Here is a 13,093-nt window from a genome sequence, read left to right on the forward strand (position 1 = left end):
CGTATATGTAGAATATCGAGTACGTATAGAGAGGGGAAAATTATGTCTGCAACGAGAACCATGAAGCTGATTACAGGTATTCTGGAAGCAATCTTAGCTATTCCTGTCCTTGGCGGAATTATCATTTTGTCCAATGGGTGGATGCCGCTAGTGATCATGCTAGTGCTTCATATCATTACACTTGTGCTCGCTGTTCGGGTTCAGGGACCGCTCGCTGGCAGCATCATCGGAATTACCGCATCCGCTCTTGGATGGATACCTTTCGTTGGATGGATCCTGCACGCAGCAGCAGCTGTAGTATTGCTGGTAGAGACTTTCTCCAGACAGCTTCAGCGGCGATAATAATAGCATAACCATAATCGAAAAAGACTGCCGTCTCTTAAGGCAGTCTTTTTGTGAAAGTTCGGAACACGCTTTACCTATTTTCTTCCATGCAAAAACGGCAACCCAACTGGATTGCCGTTTTTATTTATTAGTAAGGCAGTACAGGTGTGCGAGGAGATAGGAATGAAGCTCCGGGCTGATTACCCCAGATAGTACCGCCAACTTCTGGATCGACGTCAAATCCATCCTCAAAGTCATCATCACGACCGCGACCACGACCACGACCACCGTCACGATCGTCAAAGAATTGTGCGAAGTACTGACCAGTAACTCTTCTTCTTCCTAGAAAACTACCTTGCATATCTGCCGAATCATTTCTAGGCATTAAGTTCACCACCTTTCTAAAATAGAATATGAATTCAGATTCGAATAGTCACGGCACTTTAAGCAGAGAATTCGTCTAATCTACCATTAGCCTGTAAATGCGATGCCGTAAAAGCTTTCCGGACCTACTCGAACGGTTCCAAGCAAATTGGATGAAATGAACGCAGTATACGTTAGTTGTCCGTTAACAGGCGGTGAAACATTTACATCAGCTGCAACGAAGTTGAATGCTTGCGGTCCAAGTATCTCGAGATCCAAGTTAGATTCTGCTGAGAAAACAACCGGATCAGATATTTGAGTACCGCGGACGATGGTGACACTGACAGTTGTCAAAGCTGGCAGAAGGGGTAGCTGCAACGAGATAATGCCGCTCATCTGCACTCGGATCGGAGTTGTCGTTCCGGCAGTGATAAGTCCAATCTGACCGAAAGCCTGCGGTGTACCGACTGTGACAGGAATGGAAATAGAGTTCGAGGTGCTGGCATTTTGGGATGTTCTAGCATCTAGTACTGTAACCAAGATTATGTCCTCCCTTCATATAGAAGATACTGTAATATATGAACGTATCTTCATTCTGTAAAGGACAGCCATCTTGGTACAAGTTCACCGTTTCTATCAGTCTGGCAAAGAAAGGGCTTTTTTATAGAGTTTCTCTGTGTTTTTGCCCATGTTTACTAATGACCATTGCTGTCTCGCCCAAACTTCGGCTTGCTTTGACACTTGCTCCCTCAAAGAAGGATCAGCGAGCAAGCGTGCAAGCTGATGTGAAAGGCTATCGGGTTGGCCGGCTTCTGACAGAAGTCCGGTAACACCTTCTTCAACCATTTCTGGCAGTCCTCCCGCATTACTCACCACCACTGGTATACCGCTAAGCTGCGCCTCCATGACGGAATGAGGCTGGGTATCCTGCAGGCTTGGCAGGACGAAGATATCGGCAGCCTCCAAGAAATCCTTCACATTCGGCACAGAACCAAGCAAGCGGATGTCGGATAATAGATCCGCATCTTCCATCTGATCTGTAAAACGCTCGATTGCTTCCTCGAAACCATCGCCGAGAATCCAGCATTCCCAGTTTGTGTTGACCATCTTCAGCTGACGCAGTGCCTCAATAAGCACATGCACGCCTTTTAACTGTACGAGCCGGCCGACAAAAAGAATGACCGGCTTGGTGGCAGCTGGTATTCGTTCAAGCTGCTGTGGACGACTGTTAAAAGACCCAATGTCCATTCCATATGGGAACTGAACAAATCGATTCTCCGGAATCCGGTGCTGCCGGATCAGATCCTCCTTCGTAATATTCGCTTGCGTATGGATGAATTCACTAACATGACAGCCAATATGTTCGAGATGTTCATGATATTGGTATTCCAAGCTGCTATACAGTTCTTCGTTAGATTTTCTCGGGTAAATGCCTTGGAGTGCCAGGAAAATTTCCTTCGTCAAATAGCCATGGACACTTGTGACAAGGGGAATGTGATCCGGCTTGATTCTTTTCATAGCATTAGCGGCAATCACATCCTGTGCGTGGATGACATCATATTTGGAAATATCCAAAGCAAGAGCTGTCAATTCCAGGCTGTAACGCAAGACCTCCGTCGTATGAATCCAGGAACCAGCTTCAAGATTCGGGAAGGCAGCAGAGAGCTCAGATTCAATATGAGGGCGGATATCGGCAACCTGGAAGGGAGCTTCCTGACCGATGATTCGGTATTCTGATAGACTTTCCGTCTGTGCAAGGACATCAACATCATGTCCAATCCGTCTTAGTTCATTTGAAAGATTGTTCACGACTGTCCATAGGCCGCCGACATGCGGAAGCGGATAATAGGAAACAAGCAGTATTTTCATAATAGGCAGCCACCTTTAAGTTGTTTTGCGGTGATTTTCCATCAGCGGGAAGAAACGGACATCCGGAAGGGTATAGTCCGCTGGAGCCCGTTTGATCAGTAATTCGAATTGCTGTTTATCCATCATGTTCACTCCTTGTTGAACGATGCATATTTCTCCAGGTATTCATCCAGTATTGGGCGGTAATAATCTTCTATTGTCTTGATTTCATGCTTTATTTGAGGCTGGAATCTGGATGTGCCGGACTCTGCGTGTGAGCGGAAATGAATCAGCACTTGATCTATATAATGCATATGGAAACCTGTGAGGAGCATCCGGAACCACATATCATAATCATGGGTATATAAAAAGCCCGGATTGAAAAGGCCAGTCGTGTCAAAGACATCTTTTCGCGCGACGATCGTACATCCGTTAACCGGGTTTTCCGTACGGAAAGATTCGTAGACTTCCTTCTCATTATTGGCAGGAGAAAAACGTTTGCCGCACCAAGGGTAGAAAACTTGATTATCTTTATCTATTAAATGGTAGTTCGCAAAACTTACAAGTGCGTTGTTGGCAAGCATATAGTTCATCTGCACTTGTATCTTCTCTGGCAGGAATATATCATCGGAGCTGAGCCAGGCGATATATTCTCCAGTGCTTTTTTCAATACCGAGATTCAAGGCGGTAGCTGTACCACCGTTTTCCTTCCGTATATACGTAATATGTTCCATATACGGTTCGAGCTTATCCATTTCAGTTGTGGACCCATCATCAACCAGCAGTACCTCAATGTTCGGATATGTTTGATCCAAGGCGCTTTGAATAGCATGAGGGACGTATTTGTCATTATAAAATGGGATGATGATCGTTACTTTTGGCAGCAAGTCTGCTTCCTCCTCTAGTCGTCATAAAATCGCTGCTCCAGCATAAGCATGGTAAGGATGAACTTTGGCACGCCTAATGAAGGAGGCAGGACATGAAGGTGTTATTTGTGTTTTACGTACCGAGCGGCGGTGTTGAAACACTCAATAGACAACGGCGGGCAGCCCTGGAGCTTGTGGGTATCTCTTCACATTTTCTGTATTATGGGAAACGTCGAGACTTAGTAAATGACCATGGTGCGCCATTATATATTACGAATGAGGACACCGAACTCAAGCAAATATTTGATGCAAACGAGTTTGACGCAGCAATCGTAACCTCCGACTTTCTCAGCTTCCCGCGTTTTCGCAGGCTTGGCTTCAAGGGAAAACTGATTCTGGAGGTGCAGGGGTTCGGACCGAAGGAATTAGCTTATTCACAATTGAAAATGGCTGTACCGATTGTGAATAACTATGCCAATGCTTTGCTGCATCCCATGACAGATCATATAGCAGATATCTATCGGGAATTCTATCCGAATACGCCGACATTTGCTTTTGATAATTGCTTTGATGCAAGCGCCTTTACCTACTTGCCTGGAACTGCAGCAAAAAAGCCTATCATCGCTTGGATTGGCAGAATTGAAGACAATAAGAATTGGCGTGAATTTTTGAAAATCGGTCATAAGCTGCTTACAGAACTGCGGCCGGATTTGCAGCTTTATATGTTCCATGATCCTTCTTTAGCAGAACCTAATGAGAATATTGCTTTTGAACAAATGCTGGACAGCTTGCAGCTGAGGAGTCATGTCTCCATCCTGCCAGATGTCCCGCATCAAGATATGTCGTATTATTTTTCCTTAATTGCTGATTCCGGCGGCTTCCTATTGGCGACTTCCAAAGTCGAAGGAGCTGGATATGCTGTGCTGGAAGCAATCAGCTGCGGCTGTCCAGTCGTTACGACAGATTCAGATGGCGTCAGAAGAGCAGTCATTCATAATGAAACAGGCAAGTACTATCAAATCGGCGACATGGATTCCGCACTTCGGGAAGCAAAGGAAATGATGGAAAACACCGAGCTGCGTAATCGTATACGGGAAAACGCCATCCGCCATGTAAAGGAGCGTTTCCATTACTCTGCGTACGCAGCATCATTCAAACAGATGCTGCTTGCATTAGGTGTTCAGGATGATAGCAAAGGGTAATATTTTCTTTGTTCTTCGAGCATCTCGCGAAAAGATGGTACAGCATATGCCGGTGAAACCCTTGTGTTTACAATTGTCCGATCCAATACATGGCCGGCGTCTGGAATGATCTGGACGTCGTCTTTTTCGTATACACTCTTAAATAACAGCAGCAATTCAAGCTTGCTGATCGTATCTGAAGGACATAAATGAAAAAGACCGCTCGTCTTCTGCTGAATAAAGAAATGAGTCGCTTTTGCTAATTCAAGCGTTGTTACCCCATTCCAGAGAACACGTTCGTAACCTTTTATCTCGCCGCTTTGACTCATGAACCAATGAAAGAGGCCGATGCCGTCGTCTTTCAACTCAGGTCCGATGATGGAAGTGCGGATAGTGAGGTGAGGAGCAGTTGTTACTTCTCCGAGCTGCTTAGATTGGGCGTAAACAGAATTTCCATCCCGGAAATCAGTTTCTGTGTAACGTCCTTTATCGCCTGAAAATACACAATCTGTACTGATTTGAATCAGACGTCCTTGCTGCCTTTCCATAAAAGCCGCAAGCTGGTGGGGCAGTAAGCTATTGACGCGGAAAGCGAGCAAGGGATTCTGTTCAGCTGCTGCGTTCAAGATACCAGTACAGTTGATCACAATATCAGGGTTCTCAGAAGCTATTAGTTTCTCTAGGGAAATCGTATCCGTAACATCAAGATAAATACTCCTCTTATCCGTCTTGTCACGGGATGTGAAGCGGACCTCATATTCCGGCTGTCTGCGCAGGTACTCATACATCACATGTCCTGCCATACCTTTACCGCCGAGGATAAGTATCTTTGTCATCAGATAAAACCACCCTTGGATAGCATGGTCTTGATTTCCTCCATGGAAAGCAGGTTTTGGCTGGAGTTGTAGTTGGTGATTTCCACCTTTTTGTAGTCTTTGTACCGTTTCTTTATCGCTTCGGATTTGATATCCGGTAGAATGACGAAGTAGCGCTCATCATAAAGAATGGCAGAGTGGCTTTCATTTACTGTCAAAAGCAGCTCGTGAATTTTTTCACCGGGACGAATACCTAGTATTTCGAATTCTACATCGGTACTGCCGGATGATTCCATCAGGACTTTTGCCAAATCGGTAATTTTGATCGCTGGCATTTTCATAATGAATATCTCCCCGCCAACTGCTTCGGAAGTAGCCTTGAAAACAAGTTTGATGGCATCTTCGACAGTCAGGAAGAAGCGGGTCATATTGGGATCTGTTATCCCGATTTTTTCCTTTTGCTTTATAGCCTTTTTGAAAACGTGGATGACACTTCCGTTTGTACCGAGTACATTCCCGCCGCGGATGCAGACGAATGTTGTATTGGCGTGCAAAGTATTGGCATGCGTGATCAGCCGTTCTCCCATTGCTTTGGACAATCCATAGAAATTGGCTGGATCAGAGGCTTTGTCTGTGGAAATATAGATTACTTTATCAACGTTATGGTGAATAGCAGCCTCGATGACGTTCTGGGTTCCGATAACATTTGTTTTGAGTGCTTCCAGTGGTTGATCTTCACAAACGGGCACGTGTTTCAGTGCAGCCAGGTGGAATACATAATCTGCTCCGTCCGTAGCCTCGATTAATGCCTCCCGATCCCGGATATCGCCTATTTTGAAGTGAAGTTTAGGATTATTATTGAATTCCTGCTTCATTGTGAATTGATGGGATTCATTACGGGAGAAAATCCGTATTTCCTTCGGGTCATGGAGCAGCAGCTGTTTTACAAGCTCATACCCCCAAGAACCCGTGCCTCCTGTAATGAAAATTGTTTTATCCTTATACAATCTCCAAACCTCCTAAAAGAATTTTAATCACTTTATCCGAAACGTCGGAATCTGCATATCCTGCAGGGAATTCCCAATCTTTTGAACTGGCAGCCATGATCAAGGCGGACCGCTCGATAGCTGCTGCGTCAATGCCAGACACCATGTTGCTGCCGCATGCGACCGTTTCAGGACGTTCTGTCGTTTTGCGGACAGTGACAGTCGGGACGCGGAAAAGGCAGCATTCTTCCTGTACTGTGCCGCTATCAGTCAGGGCAAGGAAGGCGTACTTTTCTAATGTGACGAAGTCGAAAAAGCCGAAAGGTTCGTAGAATTCGACGAGCGGACTAAGTGTCAATTCGTCCGTTTTTGTGATTTTGGACTTTGTGCGCGGGTGGATGCTGCATATCATCCGCTTTTGAAGATTCTCGGCTGTTTCACTTAAACCAAGAAGGATCTCACGAAGCCGATCGGGATGATCGACATTTTCCGCCCGGTGGATAGTCGTCAGCAGATACTCTTTGTTCTTCAGCTTAAGCTCTTTCAATATCCTGCTCTTGCGAATGTCAGAATCATAGTGTTTCAATACTTCATAAATTGGATTGCCGGATACGATTACGCGTTTTGCTGGCAGACCTTCACGCAGCAAATTCTCCCTGCTTCCGGGAGTATACGGTAAATTGAGGCTGGAGATCGCATCAATGACCCGCCGGTTTTTCTCTTCCGGCACCTCTAAGTCAAAACAGCGATTGCCCGCCTCCATATGAACTACCGGTATGTGCATCCGCTCAGCAAGCAAAGCGCTTAGTGCACTATTGGTGTCTCCGAGAACTAGTACTTTGTCAGGTTTTTCATCGATCAGGATCGCTTCCATTTCTTTATACATGGTTGCGAGCTGTTCCCCTAGTGTCTGTTGGCTTTGCGACAAGATATAGTCTGGTTTTCGAATCTGCATTTCAGTGAAGAATACATCACTCAAGGTGGAGGTGTAGTTCTGTCCTGTGTGTATGAGAATATGCTTATCTGCGAGCAGATCCAGTTTTTTGATAATGAGAGACAGTCGGATTATTTCTGGTCGTGTTCCTAAAACAGTTAAAACCTTCACAAATAACCTCCTTTAAAACCGCTGTTTTCAAAGCGTATTTTCGTTGATTAGTATATGGATGGATTGACAGAAGGGATTGGATTGATGCACCAGGTTTCGCGAAAGAATGGCAAGAACCCGGTAGATTCATATACTGGCTGGGAAGAGGTGATGATGATAATGGCAAATCAATATCGAAGCGGAGGAACTAACTGGGGAGGATCTTTTCTGCATCACAGGAGTCTAACAAATTCTCTTGCAGCATCGACCGTAAGAGAGGAAAAGCAGCAGTCAGCGCAACCCGTGAATAGGGCAGCTGCTGCATCAGTGATGCCTCCCAAGCTTATTCCAGCCACACCAGTTCCGTTTGAACCTTACAGCAAGGTGTATAATTTCCCAATTACGGCCAATGAAAATGGCTCCAAAACAATATGGATCAATAATCACAGGGTCACGATTCCAGATTTGGATATCCTGGCTGCTGTACCAAAGGAATAGAAGCTTCCCGTTCATAATGGGGAGCTTTTTTGCCAGGCACATGCTTTTCGGTCCTCCATATACTGATAGGGCTGTATAGTGGGCGTCTGAAGCGCGGGAGGTAAACGATGAAAATACTATTAGCAACTTACTGGTCCATTCCGCATCTAGGCGGAGTGTGGAATTATATGTCGCAATTGAAGGCTCGTTTAGAAGAGATGGGACATACTGCTGACATTCTCGGCTATGGCGGAGAGAATTCATATGTCCATCTCGTTGGGAAAGATAAATTGATCCCGAGAGAACGCTGGGTTCCTTATGTCAGCAGTATTCTGCAGCGGAGTAAGTATCCGGAAATGTATCGAAATAATTATATTGAGTACATGGAAACCCAGCGGTACACATATGAACTTGCAGCGGCTGAATTTGGACTGCACGATTATGACATCATTCATACTCAGGATGTTCTTTCAACGGTAGCATTGGATCGAGTCAAGCCTGAAGGAGTGCCGCTTATCGCAACTTTGCATGGTTTGGTATCTCATGAGATGCGCCATATTTTGCAAAGTTCCCAAAAGTCATCTACTTCTCATTTGGCAGAGGCATACTTCGATCATATTGAGAAGCTGGGAGCACAAAGTGCAAGTATTACAATTGTTGCCAATGACTGGCTGCGCAACATCCTGGTGGAGGAATTCGCTGTCCCGAATGGGCAATTTGAGAAGCTGCATTATGGTTTTTCTATCGGTAGGTTTCTCGAGCAGCAGGCATTACCTACAACGATGCAGGTTCCTCCCGGGAAGAAACTCATTGTCTACACAGGTCGCTTGATTGAATTGAAAGGACTGAGCTATCTTGTCGATGCACTGGCTTCATTGAAGGATCGTCAGGATTGGGTTTGCTGGATGATCGGTGAAGGCAGGAACAAGCAGCAGCTGCAGAACAGGGTGATAAATGCCGGCCTGCAGGCACATGTAGTCTTCCTTGGTAAGCGGGAAGACGTACCAAGTATTTTGAAGCTTGCGGATATAGTGGTAAGTCCAAGTTTGATAGATAACCAGCCTTTAAGTGTGATAGAAGCACAGCTTAGCGGAAGAGCTGTCATCGTCAGTGATGCTGGGGGTCTGCCGGAAATGGTTAACCACGGCGTTACGGGATTAGTCATCCCCAAAGCTGATACTGCCGCATTACACAGCGCCATCCAAACGCTGCTTGACGATGAGCCTTATCGAAAAGTACTTGGTGAACAAGCGAAGGAGTGGGGAATGTCACATTGGTCCATGGAAGCGGGTGTGGATCATCTTATGGAAATCTATAAAAGATACGCTGCAAATAGTTGAAGGAGGGGGACAATGAAAGCGATCGTAACAGGCGGGGCGGGCTTTATTGGCAGTCATTTAGTCAATGCTTTGCTGGAGGAGCAAGCGGAAGTTGTAATCTTGGATGATCTTTCTGCAAGCGACTCCGGAAATGAAGCAGTTCCGCAAGATGTTAAACTGTATCAGTTTGATGTGAAAAGTGCGGATGCTTATCGTGCGGTAATTGAGGAAGAGCCGGATGTTGTCTTTCACCTTGCAGCTCAGGCAGATGTAACAAAGAGTATTCTTGCGCCGGTTTATGATGCTGATGTGAATATCGGCGGTACTATCAATATGCTGGAAGCAAGCAGGACAGCCGGTGTGAAGAAATTCATCTTTGCCTCTACCTCAGCAGTTTATGGAGATGTGAACAAGCTGCCCATCACAGAGGATGATCCAGTTAAACCGATCTCATTCTATGGGACTTCCAAATTGACGGCAGAATATTATATTCAGCTTTTCCACAGCATGTATCAGCTTCCATATACCATCCTTCGCTATGGAAATGTCTACGGTCCGGGGCAGAGGCCAAAAGGGGAAGGCGGGGTAGTAGCTGTTTTTACTGAAAAACTGAAACGAAAAGAACCTATCATGATTCACGGGGATGGCTCTCAATCGCGTGATTTCATCTTTGTCAAAGACATTGTCACAGCGAATCTTAAGGCAATGATGGCAGATCAAATAGGAATCTTCCATGCTAGCACTGGTACCAGCACGTCCATTCTCGATTTGGCAGCATGTTTCAAACAGCTGGGTGCCTCACTGGACATTACATTTACATCTGAAAGAGCAGGCGATATATCCCACAGCTGTCTATGTAACAAGAAAGCAGCGGTTGGATTGGGTTGGGATCCAGCTATTGGTATTTACGAAGGCATTAAAAGAACGTGGCAGCTGTCGTGATTTTCCTCGCAATGTTCAAGATGCCCTGCCAGTAAGAACAGTAAGCGAATATATGGTAGGGAGGGGAGATTGCGAAAGGAGAATGAAGCTTGGGAAACGACCAGATAAAAGGCGGCTATGATGCGGTATTCAGTCTTGGTGATTTATGTCTGGGCGCGATTCAGCTGAAAAAGAATGGTCTTCGTCCGTTTTCCGGCCCGCTCGATTGGATGGGTACTCCCCAATTACCCAAAGTGAGAGAGCTGTTTGAAAAGAGATTTGCAGATTTTATGCTCCGGGAGAATCTGCGCATTATCGGGAAGGCAACAGAACAAATGCTGCTTGTGCTGGACGAAAGAAACGTCATCTATTCCAATCATGATTTTGATACCATGCGTAACAGTTTGACCCAATTACGTATGTATCCGCAGGTAAAAGCGAAGCTTGACCGCAGGGCTAATCGACTTCTGGAGAGTCTCCATACAGCTCAGCGCATTTTATTTGTCAGGACGAACGCCTCTTTTGAAGAAACAGCGGAGCTGGAGCATGTACTCCGATCTATCATCAGCAATGACTTCCGTATTTTAGTTGTCAACCATGGATCGGTTTCGGGAATTATTGAAAAGCATTGGCCGCTTAACAATGTCTACAGCGTAGAGCTGCCAAATAACGAGATTTGGGAAGGAAATAATGCGCTGTGGACACAGTTGTTTGAGGATGTCTATCTTATTTGATAGGAGGTACACATGAGTAAACGGATTTTGATTACTGGAGCGAGCGGATTTACTGGGAAACATGCAGTGCAGCATTTCCTGGATAAAGGCTATGTTGTTCACGCTGTGATCCGGCTGACTAAGCTGGACCTAATGCAAGAAAACTTGCATATTCATTCTTTGGATTTAAGTGATAAAGCCGCTGTTCATGCATTGCTGGAGAAGACGAATCCGGATTATATCCTGCACCTTGCTGGGGAAAACAGTGTGCCAGAATCATGGAAAACACCTTTTAAAAGCTGGCAGGCAAATGTGGATTCGACGCTGCATCTCGTTGAAGCTGTACGGGATCTTGGATTATCGACGCGTGTGGTGATAGCTGGAAGTGTGCTGCAGGATGAACTAAGCGATGCAGCATCTCCGACTCATCCATACAGTCTTACGAAAACGATGCAGACGACTGTTGGTCTGGCATGGCACAATCTTTTTCAGGTCGATGTGATCATCGCCAAGCCCTCCAACATCATTGGACCTGGAGTTTCGAATGGCGTGTGTACATTATTTGCGAAGCAGTTAAGACAGCTGCAGACATCCGGGAAATCACAATTCCAGGTTGGTAATGCAGCTGTGACACGAGATTTTATCGATGTCAGAGATTTAGTCACGGCTTATGAGACGCTATTTCTGAAAGGAACAGCTGGAGAGACATATGAAATTACTTCTGGTAGATGGGTTTCTTTAGGTGAAATTCTGTCACTGTTCCGCCAAGTGAGCAGCTTTGACTTTACCATTCGGTCTGAAACAGAAGAAGCGATGGAAATGAAGCTGCCGATGATGTCGGAAAAAATCAGGGCACTCAAATGGGAGCCAACCCGGTCCTTGGAGATGTCTTTGGCGGATGTATGGGAATATACAGCTCAGCTATAGAATGTTCACAGATTCTTTACATGGAAATAGCTTCATATGAGTTGTATAGCAAACGCGCATGCCATATAGTGAACCCATAGGAGGTGTTTATATGGGCATTTTTGATTCCTTCAAAGAGCTTATCGGGAATAAGATAAGTGACATAGCACCAGAAGAGCTTGTGAACAAAGCAGGTGAGCTGCTGAACGGTGAGCAAGTAACCGAGCAAGCGCAGCAAGCTGTCGACCAAGTGACGGAAGCAGCGGGCGTCGATAGTCTGGCAGATCAGGCTGCTGAGCTGACAGAACAAGGGACAGCATTAGGTCAGGAAGCGGTAGATCAAGGAACAGCAGCTGCACAAGGCGTAACGGATCAGGCTAATGATGTCGTCGGAAATCTGACAGAGAAAGCACAGGGTTTCCTCTCGAATTTTACAGATAAACTGAAATAAAAAAAGACCCTTCCGATTTTGGGAGGGTCTTAGTTATTTTCCTTGGATACGACAGCTTCCAAAGGAATATCACCGCCGAATAAATCGAGCGCGCTGCCGATGGTATAGCACATTCGATCATCTGTCAGCTGGCGGAAAAGGTCGATATCGTCAAGGGAACGAATACCCCCGGCGTACGTAGCGGGAATGGGCATATGTGCAGCCAGATGGGAGACTAGCTCTTCTTGGATGCCATTCCGTTTTCCTTCCACATCAACGGCATGGATGAGAAATTCATCGCAAAATGCCGCTAGCATCTCCAAATTCTCTGCATTGACCTCGAAGCTGCTTCGCTTCGTCCAGCGATCCGTTGCGACAAACCATTTGCCATCATGGGACGTACAGCTTAAATCAATGACGAGTTGTTCTTTACCGACAGCTTCATTCATTTTACGCAGCCGATCCTCATCAAGCATGCCATCATGGAAAATATAAGATGTGACAATTACATGGCTGGCTCCAGCATCGAGATAGTCCGCTGCATTATCTGGTCGAATACCTCCGCCGATCTGCAGGCCGCCTGGATAAGCTTTTAATGCCTCTATCGCAGCCTTTTCATTTCCAGGACCAAGCATGATGACATGTCCGCCGGCAATTTGTTTCTCCTTGAAAAGATCCGCATAGTAGGCAGAATCATGCGCGGATACGAAATTTTCGATAACATGATCACTTTCATCTGTAATCGACGAGCCGACGATCTGTTTTACTTTACCATTATGTAAATCAATGCAAGGCCGGAACAACAAAGGAATCCCTTCTTTCTGTCTATTGCTACAAGTATAAAACAAACAAGCTGCCCA

At 45.7% G+C, this 13,093-nt stretch carries 16 protein-coding genes; 8 read left to right on the forward strand and 8 right to left on the reverse strand.

Annotated features, from left to right (window positions below; all coding sequences use genetic code 11):
* Positions 1-42 precede the first annotated feature (42 nt).
* Positions 43-342, forward strand: coding sequence for a hypothetical protein (locus tag ACH6C1_RS02150; RefSeq protein ID WP_095221374.1), 300 nt, complete (start codon positions 43-45; stop codon positions 340-342).
* A 130-nt stretch (positions 343-472) separates the two neighbouring features.
* Here the strand turns inward: ACH6C1_RS02150 and ACH6C1_RS02155 are convergent, their stop codons facing one another.
* The 4 genes from ACH6C1_RS02155 to ACH6C1_RS02170 all read right to left on the reverse strand — a co-directional run bounded on the left by ACH6C1_RS02155 (position 473) and on the right by ACH6C1_RS02170 (position 3,422).
* A complete protein-coding gene (locus tag ACH6C1_RS02155; protein ID WP_374074222.1) occupies positions 473-709 on the reverse strand; it encodes a hypothetical protein in 237 nt (78 codons plus the stop codon).
* Between the two features lie 86 nt (positions 710-795).
* Positions 796-1,227: a hypothetical protein gene (locus tag ACH6C1_RS02160; RefSeq protein ID WP_374074224.1), complete on the reverse strand. Its 432-nt coding sequence runs from the start codon at positions 1,225-1,227 to the stop codon at positions 796-798.
* Positions 1,228-1,323: 96 nt separating this feature from the next.
* Positions 1,324-2,556 carry a glycosyltransferase family 4 protein gene (locus ACH6C1_RS02165; RefSeq protein ID WP_374074226.1) on the reverse strand — a complete coding sequence of 411 codons (1,233 nt, stop codon included), beginning with the start codon at positions 2,554-2,556 and terminating at the stop codon, positions 1,324-1,326.
* Between the two features lie 128 nt (positions 2,557-2,684).
* Complete coding sequence (locus ACH6C1_RS02170) at positions 2,685-3,422, reverse strand: glycosyltransferase family 2 protein (RefSeq protein ID WP_374074228.1); 738 nt, start codon at positions 3,420-3,422, stop codon at positions 2,685-2,687.
* Positions 3,423-3,514: 92 nt separating this feature from the next.
* On the opposite strand from ACH6C1_RS02170, the gene ACH6C1_RS02175 reads away from it, so the two are divergent.
* Complete coding sequence (locus tag ACH6C1_RS02175; protein ID WP_374074230.1) at positions 3,515-4,603, forward strand: glycosyltransferase family 4 protein; 1,089 nt, start codon at positions 3,515-3,517, stop codon at positions 4,601-4,603.
* Here the strand turns inward: ACH6C1_RS02175 and ACH6C1_RS02180 are convergent.
* Genes ACH6C1_RS02180 through wecB form a run of 3 tightly spaced genes read right to left on the reverse strand, consistent with a single transcriptional unit; the run spans position 4,582 to position 7,488 of the window.
* Positions 4,582-5,418, reverse strand: a complete 837-nt coding sequence (locus ACH6C1_RS02180) for a dTDP-4-dehydrorhamnose reductase family protein (protein WP_095221364.1) — start codon at positions 5,416-5,418, stop codon at positions 4,582-4,584. The two genes, ACH6C1_RS02175 and ACH6C1_RS02180, sit on opposite strands and share 22 nt — an antisense overlap.
* The gene (locus tag ACH6C1_RS02185; protein ID WP_095221362.1) at positions 5,418-6,404 is read right to left on the reverse strand and encodes a polysaccharide biosynthesis protein; all 987 of its coding nucleotides are present in this window, start codon (positions 6,402-6,404) and stop codon (positions 5,418-5,420) included. The genes ACH6C1_RS02180 and ACH6C1_RS02185 overlap by 1 nt, the downstream gene beginning before the upstream one ends.
* Complete coding sequence (gene wecB / locus ACH6C1_RS02190; protein ID WP_374074233.1) at positions 6,397-7,488, reverse strand: non-hydrolyzing UDP-N-acetylglucosamine 2-epimerase; 1,092 nt, start codon at positions 7,486-7,488, stop codon at positions 6,397-6,399. The genes ACH6C1_RS02185 and wecB overlap by 8 nt, the downstream gene beginning before the upstream one ends.
* A gap of 81 nt (positions 7,489-7,569) precedes the next feature.
* Here wecB and ACH6C1_RS02195 point away from each other — a divergent pair, with 81 nt between their 5' ends.
* The 6 genes from ACH6C1_RS02195 to ACH6C1_RS02220 all read left to right on the forward strand — a co-directional run bounded on the left by ACH6C1_RS02195 (position 7,570) and on the right by ACH6C1_RS02220 (position 12,254).
* Positions 7,570-7,965: a hypothetical protein gene (locus tag ACH6C1_RS02195; protein ID WP_374074235.1), complete on the forward strand. Its 396-nt coding sequence runs from the start codon at positions 7,570-7,572 to the stop codon at positions 7,963-7,965.
* A 107-nt stretch (positions 7,966-8,072) separates the two neighbouring features.
* A complete protein-coding gene (locus tag ACH6C1_RS02200; RefSeq protein WP_374074237.1) occupies positions 8,073-9,284 on the forward strand; it encodes a glycosyltransferase family 4 protein in 1,212 nt (403 codons plus the stop codon).
* 12 nt (positions 9,285-9,296) lie between these two features.
* Positions 9,297-10,205, forward strand: coding sequence for an NAD-dependent epimerase/dehydratase family protein (locus tag ACH6C1_RS02205; RefSeq protein ID WP_374074239.1), 909 nt, complete (start codon positions 9,297-9,299; stop codon positions 10,203-10,205).
* Positions 10,206-10,294: 89 nt separating this feature from the next.
* Complete coding sequence (locus tag ACH6C1_RS02210) at positions 10,295-10,918, forward strand: DUF1796 family putative cysteine peptidase (protein ID WP_095221353.1); 624 nt, start codon at positions 10,295-10,297, stop codon at positions 10,916-10,918.
* A gap of 12 nt (positions 10,919-10,930) precedes the next feature.
* Complete coding sequence (locus tag ACH6C1_RS02215) at positions 10,931-11,824, forward strand: NAD-dependent epimerase/dehydratase family protein (RefSeq protein WP_374074241.1); 894 nt, start codon at positions 10,931-10,933, stop codon at positions 11,822-11,824.
* A gap of 91 nt (positions 11,825-11,915) precedes the next feature.
* Positions 11,916-12,254: a hypothetical protein gene (locus tag ACH6C1_RS02220; RefSeq protein ID WP_374074243.1), complete on the forward strand. Its 339-nt coding sequence runs from the start codon at positions 11,916-11,918 to the stop codon at positions 12,252-12,254.
* A 29-nt stretch (positions 12,255-12,283) separates the two neighbouring features.
* Here the strand turns inward: ACH6C1_RS02220 and hisA are convergent, their stop codons facing one another.
* A complete protein-coding gene (gene hisA, locus ACH6C1_RS02225) occupies positions 12,284-13,039 on the reverse strand; it encodes a phosphoribosylformimino-5-aminoimidazole carboxamide ribotide isomerase (RefSeq protein WP_374074245.1) in 756 nt (251 codons plus the stop codon).
* Positions 13,040-13,093: the final 54 nt, after the last annotated feature.

It is taken from the genome of Terribacillus sp. JSM ZJ617 (assembly GCF_044383785.1).
Lineage (GTDB): Bacteria > Bacillota > Bacilli > Bacillales > Amphibacillaceae > Terribacillus.